Here is a 26234-nt window from a genome sequence, read left to right as displayed (position 1 = left end):
GCTAGCCCGCCGTGCTCAGGCTGCGCGTTGCGTGGGCCGCGGTCTGCGAACCCGCTCCAGCCAACGCGCGCGATCGATGCGACCCTCGAGAAGCGCGCGCAGCGACCGCGTTACCGGTGCGTCGACGCCCGCTCGGCGCATGCGCCCCTCGAGGAGGGCGATCGCCTCGAGCGCACCGGCGGGAAACTGGTGAGCCCCTGCCGCTCCGCGGCTGCATGTGTTCTCGGCGTCCTCTGGTTGCTCGCAGCCGTCGGCGGTGGGCCGCGACAGCACGGCGCTGACCAACTCACCGGCACCAGCTAGCCCCGCGAACGTGTCCGGGCGGGCGCCGAGCTGGCGGCCCAGGCGCTCGACCTCCTCGAACACCCGTGCGGCCGCGGCACCAGCGAGGGCCACGCGCTCGTCGCCGACCGCCAAAGCCGCCAGCGCCGCCGCCCCGTTCGCACAGCCGGCGAGCTCGACGCCGACCACGTCGCTCGACTCCTCGACCTCGAGACCACCGGAGCGCAGCGCCTGCGCGACGCGCGCACGCGCACCGGGGTCGGTGGCGGCGACCACCGCACAGGCTTCACCGGCCGCGATGTCGTCGGCACGTACCGGCCCGCCGAGAGCGACGACGGCGCGCGCACGCAAGCGTTCCGAGACGTAGGCCGCCGGCGTCGTGCCGAGGGGCGGCACGAGCCCCTTCGCGGCGACCAGCACTAGCGTGCGCTCGTCGACGACTTGCGCAGCCTCGGCCGTCAACTGTGGGAGCGCCTGGGCGGACGCGGCCAGCACGAGGAGGTCGGGGCTCCCGGACGGCTCGAGCGTCCGCCCGCGCAGTCGCGAGCCGGCCCGCGCGACCGCCCGCGCGACCGCCCGCCCGCGGGTCGTTCGATCCTCCGGCTCCACCTGCGGGCCGCGCGCCACGTTGAGACCAGCCTGCCCGAGCAGCGCGGCGAGCGCTTCCGCTTTCGCTCCGTCGCCGAGCACCATTGCACTGCGCAAGGGCGGGTCGCCGCCGAGCCACTCCCACTGCACCTGAATGTGTGGCCAGATCCGCTCGAGCACCGCTCGCGCGAGGGCCGGCGAGGGACGCTCGACGCGGGGGAAGCGCAGCGGAGCCCCGCAACGAACGCGCACCTTCACGGGCCGCACCAGCAAGCCGCGCCGCGCCCGCTCGGTGCCGGTGACGGCGATCGGCACTACCGGCGCCCCCGATTCCAGCGCCAGTCTGCCAACGCCGCGCCGCGGCTTGCCCAAGGAGCCGTGACGGATACGGGTGCCCTCCGGGAAGATCACCACCGCCTGTCCTCTGCGCAAAAGGGCGAGAGCGGTTTCGACGGCGTCCTCGTCGGACTCGCCGCGCCGTACTGGGAAAGCACCGAGCCAGTTCAGGTACCGCCCCCAGAAACGCCGTTCGAAGAGCTCGCGTTTAGCCACGAAATAGACCGGTCGACGCAGGCAGCAGCCGATCACGAAGGGGTCGAGGAAGCTGCGGTGGTTAGCGGCGAGAATTACCGGGCCGTCGGGTATGTGGCGGTGACCGATCCGCTCGAGTCGAAACCAGGCGTGGATCAGCGGCTGCAGCACCACCCGCGTGAGCCAGTACACAACCTTGTTGACGCCGCGCCGCCGGGTCGCCTCGTGCAGGCGTCGTAAGTGCTCGTCGCGTCTTAGGCGCTTGTCGCTGGTCGGCTGGCGACCCGCCCGGCGATCGGCTCCTGCAGCGGGCTCATCGGCTGCCCCCGAACCGCCCGCGCCAGCCGGCAGCCGCGCGGACGCTGGCGCTGGCGCGCTCACTGTGGAGCTGTCGTTCGCAGGGGCCATGCAAGTACCCGCTACCCACGGCAAGGGCACCGGTTACGCAGGCGCGCTGCGCGCCACCCGTGGCCCTCATCGCGGCCGCCCGCACAACAGGGCAAAGCCCGCCCCCGGACTCGAACCGGGAACCCCTGCATTACAAGTGCAGCGCTCTACCAATTGAGCTAGGCGGGCATCCTTCCTGAGCGTACCGCTGCCCAGCGCCTGGCTGACGCAGAGGCGCGGCAGAGTCGAGGGGCGCACGAGGCGCGCACCGTCGACGGGGAGTCCCGACTCAGGCTGCGACGGCGACCTCGCGCGCTGCGAGGTGCAAACCGACCTTGCGCTTCACCCGCTGGAGCGCGTTGTCGACGGTCTTCGCGTCGCAGCCGATGCGGTTCGCGATCGACTCGTAGGAGTGGCCGTCCAGATACAGCGAAAGCACCCGGCTCTCGAGCTCCGAGAGGCGGGTGGTGAGGCACTCGACGAGGCTGTTGAACTCTTCTTGGCGGATCACCTCCGAAGCCGGATCGCGATCGGGGGCGCCGGGCAAGAGCTCGTCCAAAGTTTGATCGCCCTCGGCCGCCGCGGTGCTCTGGGAGAACGAGACGTACTCGTTGAGCGGCGCGTGCTTGTGGCGCGTGGAGGTCTTAACCGCCGTGATGATCTGGCGCGTGATGCACAGCTCCGCGAAGTTGCGGAAGCTCGATTCGCGGTCCGCACGGTAGTCGCGAATCGCCTTGTAGAGACCGAGGAGCCCCTCCTGCACGAGGTCGTCGGAGTCTCCCCCCACGAGGAAGTAGGAGGAGGCCTTGAGGCGCACGAAGCCGTGGTAGCGGCGAACCAGTGCCTCTACCGCGTCCCGTCGCCCCTCTTTAGCTAGCGCCACCAGGTAGTGATCATCAATCTCTACCTGAAACTTAGGCTTTGTCCGCGAGCGCAGCATGCGCATTGACCCGCGGTCGCTTTCGCGAGCCCGCTCGGCAAGTGCCGCCCGCGGCTGCTCTCTGAGCTGCTGCTGGTGCAGGTCTGCGGTCTTTGCGCGCGCCGATGCAGTTGGAGAGGTAGTGGTTGCCATCGCAAGCTCCTTTCTCGGGTCGAGACCCGTGAAGCCACGTGGCGCCTACCTCCCCTCGGCGCCGGACTATGCCGACTGGCTGAACCTAAGGTTGAGCCTCACGCAACGTATCGGTAATGCAAGCGCCATGTCAAGAGCTGGCTGCGCTTGAAAAATTCCTTGCGGGCGATAGCTCAATGACCCCGACTCAGGAGCGCTCGCGCCGCTGGCCGATCAGCCCGCAACGCTGCCAACGCACCCCGTAGGCCAGCGCAGCGCAGGCCGTCGCCACGTTCAACGACGAAACAGCCCCGGCCTGCTCCAGGGCCACCGTCGCGTCGACCGCCCGGCGCACCGTCTTGCGCGACCCTGCTCCCTCGCTGCCGAACACCAGCACCGCCCGCCCCCGATAGTCGAAGCGATGCCAGGGCTCCCCAGTGGCGTCGGCCAGGTAGCTCCAAGCCCCCGCTGCGCGTGCCCATTCGAGCCACTGCGGCAGCGAGCCAACGCGCGCTACGCGGACATGCTCGACGGCCCCCGCCGATGCCCGGCAGACGACGCTCGTCACAGCGGCGGCGCGCCGCTTGCAGATAACTACGCCACTGGCCCCGACGGCGTCGGCGACCCGGCACACAGCCCCGAGGTTGCGGGGATCCTGGACCTGATCGAGGGCGATTACGAGTGCATCTTCGGCCGCCAGCAGCTCCTCGCTATCGACGTAGGGATAAGGCTCGGCGAACGCCACGATGCCTTGGTGCTCGATCTCGGTGAGCTCGTCGAGCAGCGAGCGCTCGACAACGCGCAGACGATCTCGAACCAGGTCGAGCCACTCCTCTTCCGCGCGCCTTGGCGTCGCCAGCACCTCCAGCGGGCGGCGCCGCCCTGCTCGCAGAAGCTCCCGCACCGGGTTGCGTCCGCAAACCAGCGACGCCGTCTCGTGCGCTAGCTCTAGCTGTGCCCGCTCAGCCCCGCTTCGCTCAACCCCGCTTCGCTCAGGCCCGCCTGAGCGCTGTCGCTCGCCGCTCGCAGCAGAGACGGGGCGCCTCGTGCGAGACGACGCACGCCGCGACGCGCGACCCGGGGTCACCCTTCCCGGCGCACGACTTCGGGACCGGCCGGCGTGTCGCGCACCTCGAAGCCCCGTCGGCGCAGCTCATCGCGCAGCTCGTCGGCACGCTCGAAGTCGCGGCGACGGCGTGCTTCCTCGCGCTCGGCGAGCAGTCGGCGGGCCTCGTCGTCAGCTACCTCACCGTCGCTCGCTGCTAGCAGTTGATCGAGTCCGAGAACCCACAGCATCTCCCGCAGACGCCCCGGGCCGATGCGCTCGCCGGCGTCCAGCCGACGATTCGCGGCGCTGACCCAGTCGAAGATGACCGCGCGTGCGGCGGGCGTGTTGAAGTCGCGGGCAAGTGCCGCGTAAAAGCGCTCGACGTAAGGATCCATACCCGGCGGTTCGGGCGCTGCGGGGTCGAGGCGACGGCCAAGCTCGCGCACGCGATCAGCAGCCCTCGACGCCTCCGCCAGCAGCTCTTCCGAGAAGCGCAACGGCTGGCGGTAGTGGCCACCGACGAAGTACATGATGAGGGCGTCGCGACCGAACTCGTCGAGCACTTCGTAAAGGCGCCGGATGTTGCCGACCGACTTGGCCATCTTCTCCTCGCCGAGCTCGACCATGCCGTTATGCATCCAGATGCGAGCGAGCGGCCGGTGGCGGGCGGCTTCCGTCTGCGCGATCTCGTTCTCGTGGTGCGGGAAGATCAGATCCGAGCCGCCGCCGTGGATCTCGAAGTCGAGGCCAAGGAACGCCTCCGCCATCGCCGAGCACTCGATGTGCCAGCCCGGGCGCCCCTCCCCCCAAGGCGACGGCCACCACGTGTCCTCGCCCGGTTTGCGCGCCTTCCAGAGTGCGAAGTCGTGGGGCGACTCTTTGCGCGCAGCAGCGTCGTCGCCCTCCCCCTGCTCCATCTCCTCGAGCGCGCGGTTCGACAGCTTGCCGTAACCCTCGAAGCTGCGCACGCGAAAGTAGACGTCGCCGTCGACGACGTAAGCGTGTCCTTGGCGGATCAGTTCCTCGATCAGCTCGATGATCCGATCGATCGTCTCGCTCGCCCGTGGCTCGGCGTCGGGACGGCCGAGGCCCAAGCGGTTCGTGTCCTCGATGTAGTGACGCGTCATCCGCTCAGCTAACTCGGTGCTCGGGAGGCCCGCGCGCCGCGCCGCCTCGTAGATCTTGTCGTTGATGTCCGTGATGTTGATGACCAGGCGCACGCGGTAGCCGACGCTCGTGAGGAAGCGCTTGAACAAAGAGAAGACGACGTACGGTCGCGCGTTGCCGACGTGGATGCGGTCGTAGACCGTCGGTCCGCAGGCGTAGATGCCGACGTTCGGGGGATCGCGCGGCTCAAGTCGCCGCAGCGTCCCGGTGAGTGTGTCGTGGATCAAGACCTCGCGCACCGCGCGCAGTGTAGGTGCGGGTGAGCCCGCAAGCGGCGCTCAGTCGATCGGAGGCCGTGGGAGCGCGGTCGCGAGTCGCTCCTCGAGCTGCGCGGCGAGGCGCAGCGCGAGCGGTTCGCAACCGTCACGCGCGACCAGTTGCACGGAGCGCGGCAAACCGTCGTCGCCGATCCCGGCCGGCACTGCTACCGCGGCGAAACCGACGTGGTTCCAGACCGGCGTGTAGGGGTACACCTGCCCCATCGACAGCAGCGTCCGCAGGCCACCTAGCCCCTCCCAGGCAGTAGCTGCGACCGGCGGACGCGCGACGGTCGGTGTCAGGAGCAGGTCGTACTGCTCGAACAGGCGACCGATCCGCAGGCGGTCGCGTTGCTCGCCGGCGCGAGCGCGCGCCAGCAGCGCGTCCGGAATGGCCCGCCCGAGCCGTGCGAGACCGCGCGTGCGGCGCTGCAACCGCTCCGGGCGGTCGACTGCCCGCGCGTCGTCAGCGACTCCACGCAGGTAGCGGGCGACAGCGCGCAGGGGCGATGCCCCATAGGGAATGTCGACCCGCTCGACGACGTGCCCTGCCGAGCGCAGCTCCTCGACAACTCGTTCGAGGGCCGCACGCACCGTCGCGTCGAGCGGGGCGGGGAGCGGCGGTCGCGTCGAGACGCCGACCTTGAGCTTGCCAGGAGCCTCCCCCACCAGCTCGACCCAGGCACGCGCCTTCGCCGAATAGCCGCCGGGCAGCGGAATCGCGCAGGCGTCGTACAGCAACGCCGTGTCGCGCACCGTGCGCGTGAGAAACCCGTAGACGGTCATGCCGTGCCAGGGTTCGCGCAGTGGCGCCGTGGGAACGAGGTCGCGACTGGGCTTCAGCCCCAGCAAGTGGCAGCAAGCCGCCGGGATGCGAATCGAGCCAGCACCGTCCGAACCCGTCGCCGCAGGCACGAGCCCCGCGGCGACCGCCGCGGCGCTGCCACCGGACGATCCCCCCGGGGTGCGCTCCAGATTCCATGGGTTTCTGGTGATCCCCCACGCGAGCGACTCGGTCGCGCCGATCGAGAGCAGCTCGGGGACGTTGGTCTTGCCGATGACGATCGCGCCCGCTGAGCGCAGGCGACGCACCAGTTCGCAGTCCTCGCGCGCGCGGCGCGTGACCGCGGCGCTGCCGAGCGCGGTCAGCTCCCCGGCAACGTCGTGATCGTCCTTTACCGCTATCGGCAAGCCGAGGAGCGGACGCTGGTCGCCGGCGCGGCGCCGCGCGTCCGCCTGCTCGGCCTCGGCCAGTGCGCGCTCGGCGAACACCCTGCGGAAGGCTCGGAGCTCGCGATCGATGCGATCGATGCGCCGGAGTAGGTACTCAGTGAGCTCTCGCGCCGAGAGCTCTCGGCGTTCCAGTAGTCCGAGCATCCCCTCGACGCCGGCAAAAGCGAGGTCGTCGCCGCTTGGCGGCACCTGGCTAGGGGCGCCGCGCTCGACACTCGCTCCGCCTTTTCCCGCAGTCGTATCAGCTTGTGCCATGTCCGTCGCCTCCCTCCTCGAGAGTCGCGATCGCCAGCGCAGCGATGCCCTCGCCGCGCCCCACGAACCCCATCCCCTCGCCACGTGTGAACTTCACGTTGACAGCTCGCTCGGAAAGACCGAGCGCGGCCGCTAACCGCCGCCGCATGGAATCCCGGTAGGGAGCCAGCCGAGGCGCTTCGCAGATCACCGTGGCGTCGACGTTGACCAGTCGGAAGCCTGCGTCGCATACGCGCTCGAGCGTCGAGCGCAGGAGTTCGACCGAATCGGCGTCCCGGTATTGCTCGTCGGTGTCGGGGAAGTGCGCACCGATGTCGGCCAGTGCCGCCGCGCCGAGCAAGGCGTCGATCACGGCGTGGGTCAGGACGTCCGCGTCCGAGTGGCCTTCGAGGCCGCGATCAGTCCCCTCGATCTCGACCCCACCGAGCACCAGGCGGCGCCCGCTTGCGAGGCGGTGAGCGTCGTAACCAAGGCCGCTCCTGAGCCGTCCCATCGCTTGCCCCAAAGAGACCTCACCCGAGCGGCTCGAGGCGTCGGCTGCGCCGCTCAAAAACCGCGATGCGCTCCACCCCGAGGGCTCCCAAACGCTCCACCGCCTCGTCGTAGCGGTAGCCGATCTGGTCGGGTCGGTGCGCGTCCGACGAGAGCGCTACCACCCGGCCGAGCGCCAGGCACTCGCGCAAGAACCCCTCATCGGGGTAGGGCTCGCCGATCGGCTTGCGCCAGCCCGCGGTCGAGAACTCGACCGCGACGTCGCTTTCGGCGAGCGCCTCGAGCGTAGGCTCCCAGTAGTAGCGAGGGTCGCGCTCAGGCCAAGGTCCCGATCGTCCCTGCACCTTTACGAGGTCGGGGTGGGCAAGGATGTCGAATAGGCCGCTGCGCACCGCGTCGGCTAGGAGCTCGAAGTAGCGGCGCCAGACCGTGTCGGGATCGTGCAATCGCCAAACGTCGTAGTCGCGCCAGCGCTCGTCGCCGAGCAGATCGACGATCGCACCGTCGACGAAGTGCACGGAGCCAACGACGTAGTCGAAATCGCGCGTCGCGACTAGCTCCGCGAGGCGATCCTCGCGCCCCGGCAGGTAGTCGACCTCGATACCGAGCCGAAGGTCCGTCTGCTCGCGCACGAACGCGCAGTACTCGTCGAGATCGTCGCTCGCCCAGTGCCGATACCAGGGATGGTCGGAGATCGTCAGCGCCTGCGCGAAGCGGTGGACGTGCTCCGAGACACCGAGTTCGTCGATCCCAAGTTCGCGCGCGCGCTCGCGGTAGCGGCTCGCGTTCTCGACGGTGAAGTGATCGGCGGCGCGCGCGTCTTTCTCGTCCGGACGCAGATGGAGGTGGTAGTCGGTCAGCATTGCTCGCTCCCCACGCCCGTCCGCGTCCTGCAAGCCAGCAGCGCCTCTGCGAGTTCGAGATCTGCCGGCACCGTGATCTTCAAGTTGCGGGGTGTCGACGCCACCAGGCGCACACGCCCGCCGTCGCGCTCGACCAGAGAGGCCTCGTCGGTGGCGGCGGCGAGCTCCCGGTCGGGACGCGCCAGCGCACGTTCGAGCGCCGACCGCCTGAAAGCCTGTGGCGTCTGCACAGCCCAAAGCCGCGAGCGGTCGAGCGTGCGGTCGACGAACCGACCGTCGCGCGACTCCTTGACGGTGTCGGTAAGCGGAACCGCCGCGATCGCAGCGTCGGCCTCCGCAAGGGCGTCCAGGCAGGCTTGCACGAGCGCCGGCGTCGCGAACGGACGTGCGGCGTCGTGGACGACGATCCGGTCCGCACCCTCGGCCTCGCGCAGCGCAGCCTTGACGGAGAGCGACCGCGCGGCGCCGCCCGCGCAGACGCGCGCGACCACACCGCATTCGGCGAGCGCCTCTCGGAACGGTGCGGGATCGGCGTCGGCTGGCACCGCGACGACCAGGAGATCGCAGGCCGGGGCGATCGCAGCGGCGGCGCGCCCCACAAGCGGCTTGCCGGCAAGCCCGACGAGCGCTTTCGGTCGCGCGCCGCCGAGGCGCTCGCCCCGGCCCGCCGCCGCGATCAGCCCGGCCACCACGGCGCTGTCGGGAACGGCCGTCAGGCCGTTGCGGCAGCGCCGTTGCGCTCGGCGTGGGCCTCGCGGATGACCTGTTCGAGGTGCGCCTCGGCCTCCTCCTCGGCCATGTCCAGCGCGTACATCAGCTCCGACGCGAGGATCTTCTTGGCGCGCGTGTACATCTGCTTCTCGCCGGTCGAGAGGCCCTTTTCGAGCTCACGGATGCCGAGGTTGCGCACCACCTCGGCGAGCTCGAAAACGTCGCCGGTCTTGATCTTCTCGCGGTTGTACTTGAAGCGACGGTTCCAGTTTTTCGGCATCTGGCTGACGTCCTCGCGCAGCACCGAGAGGACGCGCTGCACTTCTTCGTCGCTGATCACTCGCCGAAGGCCGGCCCGGCCGGCGTTCTCGGTCGGAACCATCATGGTCATGTCGTTGTGGAGGATCTTGATCGTCAGGTACTCGCGAGTTTCGCCGAGCACCTCCTTGACCTCCTTGCGCACCACCTTGCCGGCTCCGTGGTGCGGGTAAACGACGTTGTCACCGACCTCGAACTGGCAGTTGGCACCGTCGCCGTCGATTGTGATCTTCTCGTCGCGCTCCATGGTCTCGCTGATGGTTCCCTCCTCGAGCGTCGCCGGCGCGAGCGCGCGCCGGTCGTTGACCGTTTACGTCTGCAGGTAGCGGTCGACGAGGTTGATCTCCTGCAGGCGGCGCAGGCCCTCGCGGATCTCCTTTGCGCGGAGGTCGCCAACGCCTTCGACTGCCTCGAGATCCTCGTCGGAAGCCGCGATGATCTCGTCCAGCCCCCGAAACTCCTCGACTATCCGCTGCACTACCAGCCGCGGTAGGCGCGGGATACGCCCGAGGATCCGATACCCACGTGGCGATACCGGCTGATCGAGCGTGTTGACCTTGCGGTCGTAGCCGAGCAGCTCGGCGAGCTGTCCGAAGTCGAGCAAGTCTTGGTGGGAGAGGCGTGCGAGCGTTTCGAGCACGCGCGCGAAGTTCTCCTCGTCGGGATCGACGATGTAGTCCTTGACCAGCGCAGCGCGCTCGGCAGCGACACCGACCATCGTCTCTTCCAGCTGCATTTCGATTAGGCGCCCCTCCGCGCCGAGTTCGACGATGAAGCGCTCGATCTCCATCGCCATGCGCGTCACCAGTTCGGAGCGCTGGAGCACGGTGAGCACGTCGTGGAGGGTCGCGCCGCCTTCGAACTCGAGCGCGGTCAAGCGGGTCGAGACCTGATCGAGGCGGGAGCGGTATTTGTCGAGCGTGGCGAGGGCCTGGTTGGCCTTCGCCAGCACGACTGGGATGTCCTCGAGGATGTACTTGCTGCCGTCGAGGTAGAGGGAGACGACGTTGCGGGTCTGAGAGATCGCGATGACGAGCGCGTTGGTTTGCTTAGAGACACGCTCGGCGGTGCGGTGACGGGTGCCCGTTTCCAGCGAGGTGATCGTCGGATCGGGCATCAGCTGCACGTTCGCCCAGACGATCTTGCTCGCGTTCGGAGACAGGATGATCGCGCCGTCCATCTTCGCTAGCTGGTAAAGCAGTTGCGGCGTGTAGTCGACGTCGATCTTCACTCCACCCGAAAGCAGGAACGCGAGCTCGTCGTGCTCGCCGATACAGATCAAGGCACCGGTGCGGGCGCGAACGATGTTGTCGAGCCCCTCGCGCAGCGCCGTCCCCGGCGCGACCATTTCTAGGGCTCTGACCAGCCGGGGTTCCTGTCGAGCATCGAGCCCGCTGCCATCATCCCCGGCCTGAGCCATAGTGCTCGATGATACGGAAGATGGCGTTTTGATGCGGTTTCCCGGAGACGTCACCGGTGGCTCACGCCCGCCGGCGCTTGCCGTCGCCTGTCCTGAGCGTCCTAACAGGGCTTCCGGCTGTGCTGGCGGTCCTGCGCGGCAGCGGCTGCGCCACGGCAGAGCAGTCGTAGTCGGCTACTTGTCAGTCGGATAGCACGCGGCAGCTGCTGCGGAGGGCGGGCCGCGTCGTGACAACGACCGACTACCCGCTACCGGACAAACGAAGCGCCGCGCTCGCCGCGGTCTATGCCGCCTGCTCGGCGGGCGCGCTGCCCTGGATCTCGGACATCGACTTGGCGGCGCTGCCCCCGGAACCCTGGCGCTGCCCGACGACCGCGAACGCCCGCACCAGCGCCGCCCGCAAATAGCGCAACTCCGCGCCCGGGGCCACCACCGGACCGAGGCCGAACCGCTCGGCTTCCGCCAGACGCCGCTCGGGGCGCGCGACCGCGCGCAGCTCGCCACCGAGACCGACTTCGCCGAAGGCGACTACCCGCCGCCCCGCATCACCGAGCGGAACCCCGCGCACGGCGGAGACCACGGCCAACGCCACCGCCAGGTCCGCGCCGGGCTCGTCGACCCGCAGACCGCCGGCGATCGACACGAAGACGTCGCTGTTGCCGATGCGCAGACCGGCGTAGCGCTGCAGCACGGCGAGCACCAACGCCAAACGGTTGCGATCGATGCCGGCCGTCACCCGCCGTGGTGGCACCGTCTCCGAGGGCACCACCAGCGCCTGAACTTCGCACAAAAGCGGCCTCGAACCCTCGAGCGCCGAGAGCACGACCGACCCAGGCGGCGGCGTACCACCGGCGACCAACCGGGCCGAGGCGTCGACGACCTCGACGAGCCCTTCGTCGGCGAGCTCGAACAGACCTGCCTCGCCGCTCGCACCGAAGCGATTCTTGAACGCCCTCAAGACGCGCAGCCCGCGTTCACGCTCGCCCTCGAAGGCGAGCACGCAGTCGACGAGGTGCTCGAGCGTGCGGGGACCGGCGATCGCCCCGTCTTTGGTCACGTGACCGACCAACAGCACGCACACGCGCCGGCGCTTGGCGACCTCGAGGAGCCGCGCCGCTGTCTCGCGAACCTGCGCCACTGAGCCCGGCGCGCTGGTGAGCACCGGGTCACGCAGCACCTGCACCGAGTCGACGACACAGAGAACCGGCCGTTCCCGCTCGAGCGTCGCGCAGATCGCTGCGACATCGGTTTCGCAGATCACCGGAATCTGGAGCGCACCCGAACCGATCCGCTCGGCGCGCAGACGGACCTGACCGGCCGACTCCTCGCCAGACACGTAGAGGACTCTCTCGCCCTCGGCGGTGAGCGCAGCGGCCGCCATCGTCGTGAGCGTGGACTTGCCGATCCCCGGCTCGCCGCCCAGAAGCACAAGCGACCCGGGCACGAAGCCGCCGCCGAGAACGCGGTCGAGCTCGGCAATGCCGGTGGCGAGCCGGCGATCGACGTCCGCCTCGATATCCGCGAGCCGGCGCGGCACCACGGGCTGTGCGCCACTACTCGCACCGCCGCTCGGGCGCCGCTCGGGCACGCGCTGCTCGACCAGGGTGTTCCAACTTCCACAGCCCGGACAACGACCGTGCCAGCGACGGCTCTCGAAGCCACAGCGCGCGCACACGTGCAGTGCTTGCGTGGCCATCGCAGCGACCGTAGCCGCCCGGCCGGACGCTGTCGGACCACGCCGCGCCGAGCGCGCGGCCGTGCGAAACCGCGGCTAGTCGGCCTTCTCGTGCTCGCCAGCGGGCGTATCGCCGGACTCGCCGCTAGCGCCCTCGGGGAGATCCGGCAGCGCTGGCGGCTCGCTGGAGGCCGGCTCTGCGCCCCCCTCGGCGCTGGCCTGCTCGCTGCCGGCCTTCGCACCGACGCCCACCGGCTCGCGCTTGCGCTCGGGCTTCTGGATCGTGATCCGAACCTCGTCCTCGCCCTCGGGCGCGCGGTCGACCACCACCGTCGAGCCGGGAGGCATGTTCTGCGATAGCACTTCGTCGGCCAGTGGATCCTCGATGTAGCGCTGGATCGCGCGCCGCAGCGGTCGCGCTCCCATCGCCGGATCCCAACCCTTCTCGACCAGCAGCTCGCGCGCTTCCTCGGTGAGGTTGAGCGACAGCTCGCGCTCGGCGAGCGTCTCGCGGATGCGCTTGAGCAAGAGCTCGACGATCTGCTTGATCTCGTCCTTGGTGAGCTTGTGGAAGACGATTACCTCGTCGATCCGGTTGAGCAGCTCCGGTCGGAAGACCTTCTTGAGCTCGCCCATGATCCGGTTCTTCATGTCCTCGTAGGACATGCCGGTCTCGTCCTGGATCGTGAAGCCGAGGCTCGTGTTCTTCGAGATCTCGGACGCCCCGATGTTCGAGGTCATGATCACGATCGTGTTGCGGAAGTCGACCGTACGCCCCTGCGCGTCGGTCAACCGGCCGTCCTCCAGGATCTGCAGGAGGATGTTGAAGACATCCGGGTGCGCCTTCTCGATCTCGTCGAGGAGCAGCACGCTGTACGGCTTGCGCCGGACCGCCTCGGTGAGTTGGCCGCCCTCGTCGTAGCCGATGTAGCCGGGCGGCGAGCCGACCAGGCGGGAGACCGCGTGCTTCTCCATGTACTCGGACATGTCGATGCGCACCATCGCGTCCTCGTCGCCGAACAGGAACTCGGCGAGCGTGCGCGCGAGCTCGGTCTTGCCGACACCCGAAGGCCCGAGGAAGATGAACGACCCGGTCGGCCGCTTCGGGTCCTTGAGGCCCGCCCGGGAACGGCGGATCGCCTTCGACACGGCCTCGATTGCGGCGTGCTGACCGATCACGCGCTTGTGGAGCTCGTCCTCCATGCGCATCAGCTTCTGCGCCTCCGCCTCGGTCAGCTTGAAGACCGGGATACCCGTCCACATCGAGACGATGTCGGCGATCTCTTCCTCGCCGATCTCCGGCCGCTCACCCTCCTCGCCGGACCGCCACTTCTCTTCGAGTTCGCGCTTCTTCTGCGTCAGCTGGCGCTCCTTGTCGCGGAGGTTCGCCGCCTTCTCGAACTCCTGCGCCTCGATCGCGGCCTCCTTCTCGCGCCGCGTCTTTTCGATCTCCTCCTCGAGCTCGCGGTAGACAGGCGGCGACGTCATCGCCTTGATCCGCGCCCGCGAAGCGGCCTCGTCGATCAGGTCGATTGCCTTGTCGGGCAGGAAGCGATCGGAGATGTAGCGGTCAGCCAGCTCGGCGGCCGCCTGCAGCGCCTCGTCGGTGATCTTCACTCGGTGGTGCTGCTCGTAACGCTCGCGCAGACCCTTCAGGATCTGCACGGTCTCCTCCACCGAGGGCTGCTCCACGCGGATCTGCTGGAAGCGCCGCTCCAGCGCCGAATCGCGCTCCAGGTACTTGCGGTACTCGTCGAGCGTGGTCGCACCGATCGTCTGGAGCTCCCCGCGAGCGAGCGCGGGCTTGAGGATCGAAGCTGCGTCGATGGCACCCTCCGCGGCGCCCGCACCGACAAGGTTGTGGAGCTCGTCGATGAAGAGGATGATGTCGCCGCGCTGGGTGATCTCCTTCATCACCTTCTTGAGCCGCTCTTCGAACTCGCCGCGGTACTTGGAGCCCGCGACCAGCGCGGCCAGATCGAGCGTGTAGATCTGCTTGTTGCGCAGGATCTCCGGCACTTGGCCCGAGACGATGCGCTGCGCCAAGCCTTCGACGACGGCCGTCTTGCCCACGCCCGGCTCGCCGACCAGCACCGGGTTGTTCTTGGTGCGCCGCGAGAGGATCTGCATGATCCGCTCGATCTCGCGCTCGCGCCCCACGACCGGGTCGAGCTTGCCCTCGGCGGCCATCTTGGTGAGATTGCGGCCGAACTGGTCGAGCAGCTTGGAGCTCTTCTTCGCCTCGGCCGACTGCCCGCCCTGGCCGCGGGCCTGGCGACCGCCGGGGCCCGAGAGCATGCGGATCACTTCGTTGCGGATCTTCTCCGCATCGGCGTCGAAATCGAGCAGGATGCGCGCCGCTACGCCCTCGTTCTCGCGCACCAGCCCGAGCAGGATGTGCTCGGTACCGATGTAGTTGTGCCCGAGCGAGAGCGCCTCCCGCAGGGCCAACTCCAGCACCTTCTTGGCACGGGGAGTGAACGGGATCTGCCCGGAGGTGACTTCCTCACCCGAGCCGACGATCCGCACCACCTGCGCCCGCACTCGCTCGACGGTGATGTCGAGCGACTCCAGCACGCGCGCAGCAAGCCCTTCCTCCTCGCGCAGGAGCCCAAGCAGGATGTGCTCCGTGCCGATGTAGTTGTGCTTTAGGATCCGCGCCTCCTCCTGGGCGAGGACCACGACTTGTCGTGCCCTTTCGGTGAAGCGCTCAAACACGGGAGCTACGCCTCTTCCCTTGCCTCGTTTTCACGGGTCGGCAGATACCCAGACCTCTCTCCCGGGATATCGGCACCTGCGGCCGACCGGGTGAGCGGATCTGGGTCTTCCATCCGACGCCTGTGGCCAGTCTACCAACGGGTAGGTCGGCCTCCGAAGGGTTCCGCAGCCGCCGTTGCACGGGGCTCTGCGAGCAGCGCCGCCAGCCCGCCCAATCGGCGCCGAGCGAGGCGGCCCGCGCCGACTAGGCGAGCGGTCGCATCGCCGGGAAGAGGACGACCTCGCGGATCGACCGGCGGCCGGTCAGGAGCATCACCAGTCGGTCGATGCCCACGCCGATACCACCGGTCGGCGGCATCCCATGCTCGAGCGCGCGTAGGAAGTCCTCGTCCCACGGTTGCGCCTCCTCGTCGCCGGCCGCGCGCTCCCTGGCCTGCGCTTCGAAGCGGCGACGCTGCTCCTCCGGATCGTTGAGCTCGCTGAAGGCGTTGGCGAACTCGATGCCGCCCGCGAAGCACTCGAACCGCTCGACCAGCCCCGGTTCGCTGCGATGGTCCTTGGCGAAGGGGGAGAGCTCCTTCGGATAGTCGAAGACGAAGGTCGGCTGCTCAAGGTGCGGTTCCACGTGCTTGGACAGCAGGTCGTCGACTAGTTGCGCCCACGTCGCTTGCGGATCGAGCTCGATGCCCCGCTCGCGCGCCGCCTCCATCAGCGCGTCGCGATCCCGCAGTTCCAGTACGTCGAGCCCGGTGCGCTCGGCGATCGCCTCGCGCAACGTCACTCGCCGCCAGGGGCGGTCGAAGCGCAGGGGGCCGGCGTAGTCGATCTCCTTGGCGACGTAGCGCACCAGTTCCTCGAGTTCCTCCGCAACCACCAGGTAGTCGGCGTACGCCTCGTACCACTCGAGCATCGTGAACTCAGGGTTGTGTTTGTGCGAGAGGCCCTCGTTGCGAAAGTCTTTGCCGAGCTCGTAGACGCGCTCGAGCCCACCGACGATCAGCCGCTTGAGATAGAGCTCGGTCGCGATCCGCAAGTAGAAGTCGCGATCGAGCGCGTTGTAATGCGTGACGAAGGGGCGCGCGTGGGCGCCGCCGTAGATCGGTTGCAGCACCGGCGTTTCGACTTCGATGAAGCCGCGCTCGTCGAGCCACCGCCGGATCGCTGTGACGATGCGCGCGCGGGTGACGAACAGCTCGCGCGTCTCGGCGTTGGCGATCAGGTCGAGCTCGCGGTGGCGATAGCGCAGCTCGACGTCCTCGAGCCCGTGGTACTTGTCGGGTGGCGGGCGCAGCGACTTGGCGAGCAGTCGCCACTCGCGCGCGGCAATACTGAGCTCGCCCCGGCGCGTGCGCAGCACGTTGCCCTCGACCCCGACGATGTCGCCCAGATCGAGGCTCGTGAGCAGCTCGAACGACGACTCGCCAAGCCGATCGCGGCGGGCAAGAACCTGGATGCGCGCGCTGCGATCGACGATGTCGAGGAAGGCGGCCCCGCCGTGACCGCGGCGGGCGGCTAGCCGTCCCGCTACTCGGTAGACGGTTTCGAGCTCTTCCCCGGGAGCGAGCTGGCGGTGCCGCTCCTGGATCTCTGCGGCCGGCGTCGGCGTCGGGTACGCGTGCGGATAGGGATCGATCCCGAGCGCGCGCAAGCGCGCGAGCTTCTCGCGCCGGTCACGTTCGAGCGGTCGCTCGGCCCGAGCGGCCTCGGCACCGCCCGCGCCCTGCTCACCGCCGTCTGCGTCCCGCTTACCGCCCCCTCCGCGAGCGGCCGTAGTCGCGTCTTCGGCTTCGGGCACGCCCGCAGGTTACGGTGATTAGGCCGCCGAAGCCCCTAGGCCTCGATCTTCGTGATCTTGAGCTCGCGCGCCGGCCCGCGCGGTACCTGTACGCGCACGACATCGCCCCGCTTGTGCCCGATCAGGGCCTTGCCGACCGGCGACTCGTTGGAGATCTTGTTCTGTGACGGATCGGCCTCGGCCGAGCCGACGATGCGCAGCTTTTGCGACTTGCCGGTCTTTTGGTCCTTTACGTGGACCGTGCAGCCGACGCCGACGACGTCGGTCGAGACCTCGTCCTCGTCGATAACACGCGCGTTGCGAAGCTTCTCCTCGAGCTCGGCGATCTGCTTTTCGAGCATCGCCTGCTCGTTCTTCGCGTCGTCGTACTCCGAATTCTCGGAGATGTCGCCGAACTCGCGCGCCTCCTTGATGCGCTGGGCGACCTCGCGGCGCCGCTGCGTCTGGAGGTGCTCGATCTTGGCTTTGAGCTCCTCGAGTCCTTTGCGTGTAAGAACAAGTTCTCTCGGCATCGCGGTCCCTCCGTTTCCCCGTCGGCTGCGCGCAAATCCCGCCGCCCGGCCGAGGGGACGGAGCAGTGTAGCAGCGGCTTTTCGGCCTCCGAACGGGCTCTCAGGCGGCGGCGCGCAGGGCGGCCGCACGTTGCCGCAGCTCCTCGATCACGGCGCGCGCGTCGGCAACCGTCGCGGCCTCACACAGGCGGGTACGCAGCGACTTGGGGAAGTAAGGGCGCAAGCGCTCCGCGTACCAGGGGTAGAACTTGCGCAGGTAGTGGTCGGCACGTTCGACCCCCATCAGCTCGACAGCGCCGGCGATCACGCGCTCCAGCTCGTCGAAGACCTCCGCCGGCGAGGGTTCACCTTCGTAGCGCCCAAGCAGCCGAGCGAAGAGCCAGGGATTGCCGAGCGCGCCGCGCGCCAGCATCACCGCCTCGGCGCCGACCTCCTGCCACGCGGCCAGCACCCGCTCGTCGTCGTGCAAGCCTCCCGACAGCACCACCGGCACCGACAGCTCCTCGCAAAGCCGGGCCGCAAGCGCGTAGTCCGGTCGGCCCTTGTGTTGCTGCGAGGCATGGCGCGGATGGAAGCCGATGCCGGCGACGCCCGCCTCGGCGGCCAGGCGATGAGCCAGCGCAACGCCGGAGCGATCGCCCGGAACAAGACCCGATCGCAGCTTGCAGGTGACGGGCAAGCCTGACCCCTCGACCGCGGCGCGGGCTAGCGCTACCGCGCGGTCAGGGTCCTCGAGCAAGGCCGCGCCGGCTCCTGCTCGGCAGACCTTGCGCACCGGGCAGCCCATGTTGATGTCGATCGCGTCGGCGCCGGCCGTCTGCACGATCGCGGCCGCTTCGCGCATCACCGCGGGATCGTCGCCGAACAGTTGGATCGAGACCGGATGCTCGTCCGGGTGGATGCGGAGGAATTCGCGTAGCGTGCGCTCGTTGCCGCGCACGAGGCCGTGGCTCGAGACCATCTCGGAGACCACCAGGCCGGCTCCGTAGCGCTTTGCCTGGAGCCTCACGAACCACTTGCCGATCCCGGCAAGCGGGGCGAGCACGAGCCGGTTGTCGAGCTCGAGCGAGCCCAGTCGCCAGGGGCTCGTGAGGGGTGGGCGGGCCTCGCAGGGGGTCACCGGCGTGCGCGCTTGCGCTTGCGTTTCGTGCGCGGGGGAGGCGCTGTGCGGACGCCTCGAGCACTCGCCACCGCGCTTTGGCCGCCCTGCTCGTCGGCGGCCGGGACGGCCATCGCCGGTGCTGGTCCGAGCAACCGGCGGATCGTGAGCTGCTGTCCGAACGACCAGAGCGCCGACGTGATCCAGTAGACAGCGAGACCGGCTGGCACGCGAGCAACGACGCCGGCGAAGAGCAGCGGCATCGCCATCACGAGACCGCGCTGCCCACCCTCCAGCGAGCTAGCGGCGAGCGCGCTGGCGGCAAGCTGAGCGGTCGCGTAGGCGGCGATCAGCGCGATCAACACGGTGCCGTGAGGCTGTGACCCGAGATCCGGGACGAACAGGAACCCGGCATGGCGAAACAGGCCCTCGCGAACTTCTTCGCGCATCAGGAAGTAGAGGGAAATGAAAACGGGAATCTGCAGCAGCGTCGGAGCTAGCGACGCCAGCGGATTGATGCGGTGGCGGCGGTAGTACTCGAGCAGCTCGCGCTGCAAGCGCTCACGGTCGTCGGCGTGACGACGGCGCAGCGCCGTCAGCTCCGGCAGGTGGCGGCGCAGCTCCCGTTGCGCGCGAACCTGCCGTGCGACGATCGGCAGCAAAGCGCTGCGCACGACGATCGTGAGCGCCACGATCGCCAGTCCCCAACCCAGACCGAGGCTGTGAAACGCGCGCAGCACCGCGGCCTCGGCAGCGATCAACGGAGATAGCAGCGTCCCCACGCGCCGGAGGATAGGCGGCGCGTTACGGTGCCCCGTCGCGGTTGCGCTCCCAGATCAGGCGCAGGCCGTCAAGCGTGAGCAGTTCGTCCACCTCGTCGAGCTGCTCGCAATTCGGCGCGATCAAGTGTGCGAAGCCGCCAGTGGCGATCGCCGTCGCTTCCTCCCCGAGCTCCTCCCGCAAGCGCGCGACGATCGCGTCCACCGAGCCGGCGTAGCCAAAAACCACGCCGACCTGGATGGCCTCGCGCGTGCTCTTGCCGATGGCTCGCTTCGGGACCGCGAGGTCGACCTTCGGAAGTCGCGCGGCGCGCTGGCTGAGGGCCTCGAGCGAGACCTCGATGCCCGGCGCGATCACCCCCCCGAGGTACTCGCCGGTTGCGGATACGACGTCGTAGTTGATAGCGGTACCGAAGTCGACGGCGATGCACGCGCCGCCGCAGCGTTCGTAGGCAGCGACAGCGTTGGCGAGCCGATCGGCGCCGAGCTCGTGCGGGTTGTCGATCCGAATCGGCATACCGGTGCGCAGGTGCGGGCCGACGAGCGCTCCGGCACCCCCCAGGTAGCGACGGATCAGTTGCTCGTACTCGGCGGCGAGTGTGGGCACCACCGACGAGACGATCGCGGCGTCGACCGCACCGAGCTCGATCCCGCGCAGTCCGATCATGTCGACCACCACCGTCGCGAGCTCGTCGGCAGTGGCTTCGCGCACGGTCGCGAACCGCCAGTGGTCGAGCAGTCGCTCGCCCTCGTAGAGCCCGAGGTGTGTCTGGGTGTTGCCGACGTCGACCGCCAGCAGCACCGTCACTCATTCCTCCGCGCCGCGCTCAAGGCCCCCCGCGCCGCGCTCAAGGCCCCCCGCGCCGCGCTCGAACTCCTCCGAGCCGCGCTCGACCAGCGGCGCGCCCATCGCGTGGTAGCCGCCGTCAACGTGGATGATCTCGCCGCTGATGCCACGCGAGAGGTCGGACAGGAGGAAGGCGACAGTGTCGGCGACTGGGCCGGGGTCTCCGACATCCCAGCCGAGCGGCGCCTGCGAGCGCCAGAGGTCGGCGAGCATCGAGAAGCCCGGGATGCCGCTGGCCGCCACCGTCCTCACGGGACCTGCCGAGACCAGATTTACACGCACCCCGTGCGGGCCGAGGTAGCGCGCCAAGTAGCGGGCCCCGGACTCGAGGGCGGCCTTGGCCACGCCCATCCAGTCGTAGACCGGCCAGGCGACCGAAGCGTCGAAGTCGAGCGCCACGATGCTGGCGGGACGCTCGAGCAGAGGTTGCAGAGCCGCACCGAGTGCCGGCAGCGACCAGGAGCTGATGCGGAAGGCCAGCTCGGCGGACTCTGCCGGCGTCGTCAGAAATGACCCGCCGAGCGCGTCGGGCGGAGCGAAGGCGATCGCGTGCAACACGCCATCGATACGGCCCAGCGTGCGCTCCGCGCTGCGGCGCAGCTCTTCGTAGTGCGACGGCTGCGAAGCGTCGAACTCGAGCACTGGCGGCGGCTCCGGCAAGCGCCGCGCGGCCCGCTCGGTGAGGCGGCGCGCACGACCGAAGCTAGTGAGCGCGATCGTCGCACCGTCCCGCTGAGCTCTCTCGGCCACCGCGAAAGCGATGCTCTGGCGCGTCACGACACCGGTGATCAGCAAACGCTTGCCGGCCAGCAGGCCGGGCGCGACAGGGGTGTTCTGGCGCTCGCTGTGGTCGACCATCAGGCGGCCGCTTCGATGCACAGGACGGCGTTGTGCCCGCCAAAGCCGAACGAGTTGGAGATGCCGATGAGGGGACGGCCACCCTCCACCGCGAGCGGCTTCGCGGCGTTGGGGACATAGTCGAGGTCGAGCCCCTCTTCCGGCTGCTCGTAATTGAGCGTGGGCGGCGCCACCCGATCGCGCAGAGCCAAAAGCAGCGCGATCGCCTCGACCGCTCCCGCCGCGCCTAGCAAGTGCCCCACCGCCGACTTCAAGGAGCTGACCGGCACTTGCCAGGCCCGCGTGCCGAATACCTCTTTGATCGCCTCCGTCTCGGTGCGGTCGTTGAGCGGTGTCGAAGTGCCGTGAGCGTTGATGTAGACGACATCCTCAGGCGTCACCCCGGCATCCTCGAGGGCGAGCTCGATGGCCCGTGCCGCGCCGCGCCCGCCAGGCTCCGGCGCGGTCAAATGGTGCGCGTCGGAGGTCATTCCGCAGCCCCGCAGGTAGCCAAGGATGCGCGCCCCGCGGGCGCGCGCTGCCCGCTCCGATTCGAGCACCAGCACGCCGGCGCCCTCGCCCAGCACGAAGCCGTCACGGCGGCGATCGAAGGGGCACGAGAGGCCGCTGCGGGAGGTCGCCTCCATGGCCGCAAAGGCGGCCATCGCGAGGGACGTCAAGGCAGCTTCGCTACCACCTACGACAACCGCGTCCGCGTCCCCGTAGGCAACCATGCGGTGGGCGCAGACCAGTGCGTGAGCACCCGACGCACAAGCCGAAGCGACGGCGTAGGAAGGTCCGCGCAGCCCGTGCCGCATCGAAATTACGCCGGCGGCAGCGTTCGCCATCAGCAGCGGCACGGCCAACGGCGAGACGCGTTCGGCGCCCCGCTCCATCAGCACCACATGCTGCTGCTCGATTGTCGCGATGCCACCGATACCGGTCGCGATCAGACATCCCACGCGGTCCGCCGGGTAGTGCTCACCGGCCACGAGGCCGGCATCGCGGAGGGCCTCGTCGGCGGCGACGATCGCGAGCTGCGTGAAGCGGTCGGCGCGGCGCGCCTCCTTCGCCGAAAGATGCTCACGCGGGTCGAACTCGCTGCACCGCCCAACGCCATCGACGATGCCGCTGACACCCGCGAGCCACCGCTCGTGCAGCGTCCGTGCACCGAGCCCGAGCGGCGTCACCGCACCGACTCCCGTGATCGCAACCCGCCGGCGCTCACCGGCGATCGGCTGCGGCCAGGTCTGGGACTGTTGATCCTCGCTCAAGCCCGTGCCGTGGTCGCTAGTAGACGTCGCGTGGCGCAGTGACCGCTTCCCGTGCCGGGCCAGTTCACGACACTCGCGAAGCAATCAAGTCGATCGCCTCACCGACCGTCCTCAGACCCTCCATGTCCTTGCCTTCGAGATGGACGCCGTACTCGTCCTCGACGATCTGGGCGAGCTCGACGAGGTCGAGCGAGTCGATGTCGAGAGCCTCGAACTCCGCGTCCAGCGTGACCTTGTCGGGATCGGCACCGAACTCGACGAGCGCCTTGAACACGCGCTCCTGGATCTGCTCCTTGGTGACTGCCTGCTGAGCCATTACGTCCTCCTTTTGGTTTGTGTTCAAGCGCTGAGGCCGCCGTCGACCGGGATTACTGCACCGGTCACGTACGACGCTTCGGGCGAGCAGAGGAACCGTACGACGGCTGCGATCTCCTCGCAGGTCCCCGCCCGCCGGGCGGGAACAAGCGGGACTAGCCGCTCGCCCACGTCCTTCGTCAGCTCCGTTTCGACGAGCCCTGGAGCGACCGCGTTGACGGTGATGCCTCGGCGTGCGACCTCCACCGCAACCGTCCGGGTGACGGCCGCCAAGCCGGCCTTCGCCGCCGCGTAGTTCGCCTGACCGGCGTTCGCGCGCAGCGGCCCGACGACCGAGACGACGTTGACTATCCGGCCGAAGCGCCGGCGCAACATCGGACCGAGCACGCGCCGCGTCAGCCGAAACGGCGCCGAGAGGTTTACGTCGAGCACCGCCGCCCAATCGTCGTCGCTCAGCTGCGGCGCTAGGCCGTCGCGGCGGATGCCGGCGTTGTTGACGAGGACCAGCACCGGGCCAACCTCTTCTTCGAGCTCCGCTAGCGCCCGCTCGCATGCCTCTGGGTCGGCCACGTCGGCACGCACCGGGAAGGCCGTGCCGCCGCTCTCCCCGATCGCCTCACAGGTCGCTAGGGCGCCGGCCTCGTCGGCACGGTAGTTGACGGCGACACGCCAGCCGTCGCGCGCAAGGGCTCGCGCCGTCGCCGCGCCAATGCCGCGGGAGGCGCCGGTTACTAGCGCCACCCCGACCGTCCGTGGGTCGTCGGCGGCTTGTCGTGCTGCCGCGGGCGCTCTCGATGAGGTCTCGCTCACGCCCACTCGATCACTCCGGCTCCCCAAGTGAACCCGGCTCCGAAGGCGCCGACCAGAACCTTCGCGCCCGGCTTCAAGAGCCCGCGGTCGCGCGCGTCGCACAGCGCGATCGGGATCGTCGCCGACGAGGTGTTGCCGTAGCGATCGATTGATTGAACGACCCGCTCGCTGGGCAGCCCCAGCCGTTCGCCGACAGCCCGCAGGATGCGGGCGTTCGCCTGGTGGTAGACGAACAGATCGATCTCGTCGAGACGCAAGCCGGCCTGCTCGGCGGCAGCGACCGTGACTTCCGACATCTGCTGCACAGCCAAGCGGAAGGTCTCTTGGCCCTGCATGCGGATCTTGCGTTGGTCGTGCGTCGCGTGGACGATGCGCTGCTCGTCGGGCGTCGACGAGAGCAAGATCGATCCGATCTCTGCACCTGGCCGCGGACCCGGCACCACGACCGCGGCACCCGCCCCGTCGGCGAAGAGCGCAGCGGTACCGCGATCACCAGGGTCGGTCAACCGGCTCAGTAGGTCGGCACCGATCACGAGTGCGCCCTGGGAGCGCCCGGACTCGACCATGCCCGCTGCGCTGGCCAGAGCCGACAGAAAACCGGTGCAAGCGGCGCCGATGTCGAAGGCTCCTGCGCCCTCGGCACCGATCAGACCGGCAACGAGCGGTGCTGCGTTGGGGGTGAGATCGTCGGCGGCCATCGTCGCCACCAAGACCAAGTCGATCGCCGCTGCTTCGAGGCCCGCATCGGCTAGGGCAGCACGGGCCGCCGCGGCCGCCAGCTCGGCCAGCGAATCGTCGGCGTCGGCCAGGTAGCGACTGCGCACTCCGGTGCGGGTGACGATCCAACGCTCGTCGACCCCGAGGCGCTCGGCGATTTCGCTCGATGGCACCGCGCGCGCCGGCACGGCAGCGCCAATGCCAGCGATTCGCGCGGGCAGGCTGCGCCGCAAGGGGCGCCTCGTAACCGAGCCGATAGCGCCCGCTCGCGGCACGCCGCGCGCGATTAGCGAGCGGCGCCGCGCGGCACGCATCGGGGCTGCCATCCGGGCGCGAACCGAAGCAAACCTAGCCATCCACCACCTCCGGCGTAGGTGGCCCCACGACCTCGAGGGACCCATCGATCCGACGCACCAGGCCGCTTAGGACACGCCCCGGACCGACCTCCACGAAACGTTCCACACCCAGCGACCTGAGCTCTTCAACAACACCAACGAAGCGAACCGGGCGCACGATCGCTTCGGCGAGCTCGGTCTGGATGTCGGCGAAGGGACGCCCGGTAGCGCAGGCGATCACCGGCACCCCGGGCTGGCGCAGGTCGACTTGCGCTAGCTCCTCAGCAAAGCGCCGGGCAGCTTCTGCCATCAGCGGCGAGTGGAAGGCGCCGCGCACCGGAAGCCGGCGGTTCCCGACCCCGCGCTCCTCGAGGCGCGCTTCGAGCGCCGCGACCGCCGCCTCGGGACCGGACACGACCACCTGTTGAGGCGCGTTGTGGTTCGCTACCACGACCTCCGTGTCGGCCACGAGCTCTTCGGCCTGCTCCACCGAGGCCCGCAAGGCAACCATCGCGCCTGGGACCTGATCAGCCGCCTCCGCCATCAACTGGCCGCGAGCACAAGCCAGGCGCACGCCGTCCACCTCGTCGATCGCACCCGCCGCGACCAAAGCAGTCAGCTCGCCGAGCGAGTGCCCGGCCATCGCGACTGGAAACTCGGTCGCGCGTACGAGCTCCCAGCCGGCGAGCGAAGCGCAGAAAATCGCTGGCTGCGCAAAGCGCGTGCTCTCGTCGGCGCGCTCGAACGGATCGCACCCCAGCGCCTCGAGCACCAACTCGAGCAAATCCGGCCGTACCTCTTCGACGAGCTCACGCATCCCCGGCGCTTGGCTGCCTTGGCCGGGGAACAAGATCGCTGTCGGGCGGTCGATCATCGACGGTTGCTCTCAGTCGTATCGAGCTCTGGTCCGTGGTCTAGGAAGAAAAAGAAAGAGGGCGAGGCACCTCGTGTGCGCGAGGCGCGGCGTCGCAAGATACCGACAGACCCCCGCGGCCGGCGATCCGTCGCTTCTCCGGCGCTTACCCCCCGAACCGGCTCGCCGTTACGCCGTCGCACCCTGTGGAGTTACTTCCCGGGCCCTTTTCGCGACTCGTTCGAAGCACACTCCGAGCAGCAGAGCGGCGTTGGCGATCCACATCCAGATCAGGAACACGACAACGCTGGCAAGCGCACCGTAAGTGCGGTTGTAGGCGGCGAAGCGGCTGACGTAGAGGCTGAATCCGATCGAACCGATGACGACGAGGAGGACCGCCAGAGCTGCCCCAGGGGTGCCGCGCAGCGAGAAAAGTTTGCCGACCCCCGCGAAGCTGTAGAGAACACCGACGATGGCGATTGCTCCAATCAGGATCAGTGGCCAGCGGGCGAGCGCCCATAGGCGCAGCGCGTCATCGCCGACACCGAGCAGGTCGCCGAGCGTGCGCGCGACGCTCCCGGTAGCGGTCAGCACGAAGCCGAGCAAGGCAAGCAGCAACACTAGGGCGACGGTCGCGCCAAACCGCCGCGGCCACGCCCGCCACGGAGGACCCTCGTCGAAGCGCTTCCCGAGCGCCTGCGCAGCCGCCCGCCGAAAGCCCTGCACGTAGGCCGACGCCGACCACAGCGCCAGCGCCGTGCTGACCAAGGCGAGGGGTGTGGCACCGCCGGCGCGCAAGTCCTTGAGGGCGCCGTCGACGACTTCCGCCGCGGGCCCCGGGGCAACGCGACGGACGCGGGTAACGATCTCGTTGGCGGCGCCGGCGTCGAGCAAGCCGAGCAGCGAGAAGAGCACGAGGAGAGCGGGAAACAGCGACAGAAAGGCGTAGTAAGTGAGGGCAGCTGCCGCGTCGCCCATGTTCTCGCGGCTGAAGAGCTCGACCGCGAGCCATAGCCGTGTGCGCGTGAGCCGCCGTATCGGTCGCGGTAGCGAAGGCACGTGGCG

General features: G+C 69.2%; 24 protein-coding genes and 1 tRNA gene. All 25 read right to left on the bottom strand.

Features of this window, described 5'->3' with window-relative positions; genetic code table 11:
* Window positions 1-15: 15 nt before the first annotated feature.
* The 25 genes from BLW41_RS05450 to BLW41_RS05330 all read right to left on the bottom strand — a co-directional run bounded on the left by BLW41_RS05450 (window position 16) and on the right by BLW41_RS05330 (window position 26228).
* Window positions 16-1809: a 1-acyl-sn-glycerol-3-phosphate acyltransferase gene (locus BLW41_RS05450; RefSeq protein ID WP_093116913.1), complete on the bottom strand. Its 1794-nt coding sequence runs from the start codon at window positions 1807-1809 to the stop codon at window positions 16-18.
* A gap of 95 nt (window positions 1810-1904) precedes the next feature.
* A tRNA-Thr gene (locus tag BLW41_RS05445) sits at window positions 1905-1977 on the bottom strand.
* Window positions 1978-2077: 100 nt separating this feature from the next.
* The gene (sigH, locus tag BLW41_RS05440) at window positions 2078-2728 is read right to left on the bottom strand and encodes an RNA polymerase sporulation sigma factor SigH (RefSeq protein WP_093116911.1); all 651 of its coding nucleotides are present in this window, start codon (window positions 2726-2728) and stop codon (window positions 2078-2080) included.
* Window positions 2729-3047: 319 nt separating this feature from the next.
* Window positions 3048-3926 carry a TrmH family RNA methyltransferase gene (locus BLW41_RS05435; protein ID WP_093116909.1) on the bottom strand — a complete coding sequence of 293 codons (879 nt, stop codon included), beginning with the start codon at window positions 3924-3926 and terminating at the stop codon, window positions 3048-3050.
* Window positions 3923-5293, bottom strand: a complete 1371-nt coding sequence (gene cysS, locus BLW41_RS05430; protein WP_093116907.1) for a cysteine--tRNA ligase — start codon at window positions 5291-5293, stop codon at window positions 3923-3925. Before cysS ends, BLW41_RS05435 begins: the two co-directional genes overlap by 4 nt.
* Window positions 5294-5332: 39 nt before the next feature.
* The gene (locus tag BLW41_RS05425) at window positions 5333-6799 is read right to left on the bottom strand and encodes an amidase family protein (RefSeq protein ID WP_093116905.1); all 1467 of its coding nucleotides are present in this window, start codon (window positions 6797-6799) and stop codon (window positions 5333-5335) included.
* Window positions 6786-7292 carry a 2-C-methyl-D-erythritol 2,4-cyclodiphosphate synthase gene (gene ispF, locus BLW41_RS05420; protein WP_093117385.1) on the bottom strand — a complete coding sequence of 169 codons (507 nt, stop codon included), beginning with the start codon at window positions 7290-7292 and terminating at the stop codon, window positions 6786-6788. The genes BLW41_RS05425 and ispF overlap by 14 nt, the downstream gene beginning before the upstream one ends.
* 19 nt (window positions 7293-7311) lie before the next feature.
* Complete coding sequence (locus BLW41_RS05415) at window positions 7312-8154, bottom strand: histidinol-phosphatase (protein WP_093116903.1); 843 nt, start codon at window positions 8152-8154, stop codon at window positions 7312-7314.
* A complete protein-coding gene (gene ispD / locus BLW41_RS05410) occupies window positions 8148-8843 on the bottom strand; it encodes a 2-C-methyl-D-erythritol 4-phosphate cytidylyltransferase (RefSeq protein ID WP_218138271.1) in 696 nt (231 codons plus the stop codon). Before ispD ends, BLW41_RS05415 begins: the two co-directional genes overlap by 7 nt.
* A gap of 23 nt (window positions 8844-8866) precedes the next feature.
* Window positions 8867-9430, bottom strand: coding sequence for a CarD family transcriptional regulator (locus BLW41_RS05405; RefSeq protein ID WP_093116899.1), 564 nt, complete (start codon window positions 9428-9430; stop codon window positions 8867-8869).
* 63 nt (window positions 9431-9493) lie between these two features.
* Complete coding sequence (gene disA, locus BLW41_RS05400) at window positions 9494-10603, bottom strand: DNA integrity scanning diadenylate cyclase DisA (protein WP_093116897.1); 1110 nt, start codon at window positions 10601-10603, stop codon at window positions 9494-9496.
* A 283-nt stretch (window positions 10604-10886) separates the two neighbouring features.
* Entirely contained in the window at window positions 10887-12299 is a 1413-nt protein-coding gene (radA, locus tag BLW41_RS05395) for a DNA repair protein RadA (protein WP_093116895.1), read from the bottom strand.
* A 75-nt stretch (window positions 12300-12374) separates the two neighbouring features.
* The gene (locus BLW41_RS05390) at window positions 12375-14996 is read right to left on the bottom strand and encodes an ATP-dependent Clp protease ATP-binding subunit (protein ID WP_093116893.1); all 2622 of its coding nucleotides are present in this window, start codon (window positions 14994-14996) and stop codon (window positions 12375-12377) included.
* Window positions 14997-15240: 244 nt separating this feature from the next.
* The gene (gene lysS / locus BLW41_RS05385) at window positions 15241-16791 is read right to left on the bottom strand and encodes a lysine--tRNA ligase (RefSeq protein WP_093116891.1); all 1551 of its coding nucleotides are present in this window, start codon (window positions 16789-16791) and stop codon (window positions 15241-15243) included.
* Between the two features lie 35 nt (window positions 16792-16826).
* Window positions 16827-17303 (bottom strand): transcription elongation factor GreA, encoded by a 477-nt coding sequence (gene greA, locus BLW41_RS05380; protein ID WP_093116889.1) that lies wholly within the window; start codon window positions 17301-17303, stop codon window positions 16827-16829.
* A 100-nt stretch (window positions 17304-17403) separates the two neighbouring features.
* Window positions 17404-18423, bottom strand: a complete 1020-nt coding sequence (locus tag BLW41_RS05375) for a tRNA dihydrouridine synthase (RefSeq protein ID WP_093116887.1) — start codon at window positions 18421-18423, stop codon at window positions 17404-17406.
* Window positions 18420-19184 carry a YidC/Oxa1 family membrane protein insertase gene (locus tag BLW41_RS05370; protein WP_177169353.1) on the bottom strand — a complete coding sequence of 255 codons (765 nt, stop codon included), beginning with the start codon at window positions 19182-19184 and terminating at the stop codon, window positions 18420-18422. The genes BLW41_RS05375 and BLW41_RS05370 overlap by 4 nt, the downstream gene beginning before the upstream one ends.
* 22 nt (window positions 19185-19206) lie before the next feature.
* Window positions 19207-19983: a type III pantothenate kinase gene (locus BLW41_RS05365; protein WP_093117383.1), complete on the bottom strand. Its 777-nt coding sequence runs from the start codon at window positions 19981-19983 to the stop codon at window positions 19207-19209.
* 6 nt (window positions 19984-19989) lie between these two features.
* A complete protein-coding gene (gene fabI, locus BLW41_RS05360) occupies window positions 19990-20886 on the bottom strand; it encodes an enoyl-ACP reductase FabI (RefSeq protein WP_093117381.1) in 897 nt (298 codons plus the stop codon).
* Window positions 20886-22139 carry a beta-ketoacyl-[acyl-carrier-protein] synthase family protein gene (locus tag BLW41_RS05355; RefSeq protein ID WP_218138270.1) on the bottom strand — a complete coding sequence of 418 codons (1254 nt, stop codon included), beginning with the start codon at window positions 22137-22139 and terminating at the stop codon, window positions 20886-20888. Before BLW41_RS05355 ends, fabI begins: the two co-directional genes overlap by 1 nt.
* A 64-nt stretch (window positions 22140-22203) precedes the next feature.
* The gene (locus tag BLW41_RS05350) at window positions 22204-22455 is read right to left on the bottom strand and encodes an acyl carrier protein (RefSeq protein ID WP_093116883.1); all 252 of its coding nucleotides are present in this window, start codon (window positions 22453-22455) and stop codon (window positions 22204-22206) included.
* A gap of 23 nt (window positions 22456-22478) precedes the next feature.
* On the bottom strand, window positions 22479-23264 hold the full coding sequence (gene fabG / locus BLW41_RS05345) for a 3-oxoacyl-ACP reductase FabG (RefSeq protein ID WP_093117377.1): 786 nt from the start codon (window positions 23262-23264) through the stop codon (window positions 22479-22481).
* Window positions 23261-24307 (bottom strand): beta-ketoacyl-ACP synthase 3, encoded by a 1047-nt coding sequence (locus BLW41_RS05340; RefSeq protein WP_177169352.1) that lies wholly within the window; start codon window positions 24305-24307, stop codon window positions 23261-23263. The genes fabG and BLW41_RS05340 overlap by 4 nt, the downstream gene beginning before the upstream one ends.
* Before the next feature lie 22 nt (window positions 24308-24329).
* Window positions 24330-25190, bottom strand: a complete 861-nt coding sequence (locus BLW41_RS05335) for an ACP S-malonyltransferase (protein ID WP_093116879.1) — start codon at window positions 25188-25190, stop codon at window positions 24330-24332.
* A gap of 168 nt (window positions 25191-25358) precedes the next feature.
* The gene (locus BLW41_RS05330) at window positions 25359-26228 is read right to left on the bottom strand and encodes a YihY/virulence factor BrkB family protein (RefSeq protein ID WP_093116877.1); all 870 of its coding nucleotides are present in this window, start codon (window positions 26226-26228) and stop codon (window positions 25359-25361) included.
* Window positions 26229-26234: the final 6 nt, after the last annotated feature.

Source organism: Thermoleophilum album, assembly GCF_900108055.1.
GTDB classification, from domain to species: domain Bacteria; phylum Actinomycetota; class Thermoleophilia; order Solirubrobacterales; family Thermoleophilaceae; genus Thermoleophilum; species Thermoleophilum album.
The sequence above is the reverse complement of the archived record's forward strand: the minus strand, read 5'-3'. Positions and strand labels throughout refer to the sequence as shown.

Bases quoted from the DNA above. Each gene is read 5' to 3' on its own strand.
- radA (WP_093116895.1), bottom strand. From the start codon at position 12,299: ATGGCCACGCAAGCACTGCACGTGTGCGCGCGCTGTGGCTTCGAGAGC.
- BLW41_RS05415 (WP_093116903.1), bottom strand. From the start codon at position 8,154: ATGCTGACCGACTACCACCTCCATCTGCGTCCGGACGAGAAAGACGCG.
- sigH (WP_093116911.1), bottom strand. From the start codon at position 2,728: ATGCTGCGCTCGCGGACAAAGCCTAAGTTTCAGGTAGAGATTGATGAT.
- BLW41_RS05340 (WP_177169352.1), bottom strand. From the start codon at position 24,307: ATGGCAGCCCCGATGCGTGCCGCGCGGCGCCGCTCGCTAATCGCGCGC.
- BLW41_RS05425 (WP_093116905.1), bottom strand. From the start codon at position 6,799: ATGGCACAAGCTGATACGACTGCGGGAAAAGGCGGAGCGAGTGTCGAG.
- greA (WP_093116889.1), bottom strand. From the start codon at position 17,303: ATGCCGAGAGAACTTGTTCTTACACGCAAAGGACTCGAGGAGCTCAAA.
- fabI (WP_093117381.1), bottom strand. From the start codon at position 20,886: ATGGTCGACCACAGCGAGCGCCAGAACACCCCTGTCGCGCCCGGCCTG.
- disA (WP_093116897.1), bottom strand. From the start codon at position 10,603: ATGGCTCAGGCCGGGGATGATGGCAGCGGGCTCGATGCTCGACAGGAA.
- ispF (WP_093117385.1), bottom strand. From the start codon at position 7,292: ATGGGACGGCTCAGGAGCGGCCTTGGTTACGACGCTCACCGCCTCGCA.
- BLW41_RS05405 (WP_093116899.1), bottom strand. From the start codon at position 9,430: ATGGAGCGCGACGAGAAGATCACAATCGACGGCGACGGTGCCAACTGC.
- BLW41_RS05335 (WP_093116879.1), bottom strand. From the start codon at position 25,190: ATGATCGACCGCCCGACAGCGATCTTGTTCCCCGGCCAAGGCAGCCAA.
- BLW41_RS05450 (WP_093116913.1), bottom strand. From the start codon at position 1,809: ATGGCCCCTGCGAACGACAGCTCCACAGTGAGCGCGCCAGCGCCAGCG.
- BLW41_RS05350 (WP_093116883.1), bottom strand. From the start codon at position 22,455: ATGGCTCAGCAGGCAGTCACCAAGGAGCAGATCCAGGAGCGCGTGTTC.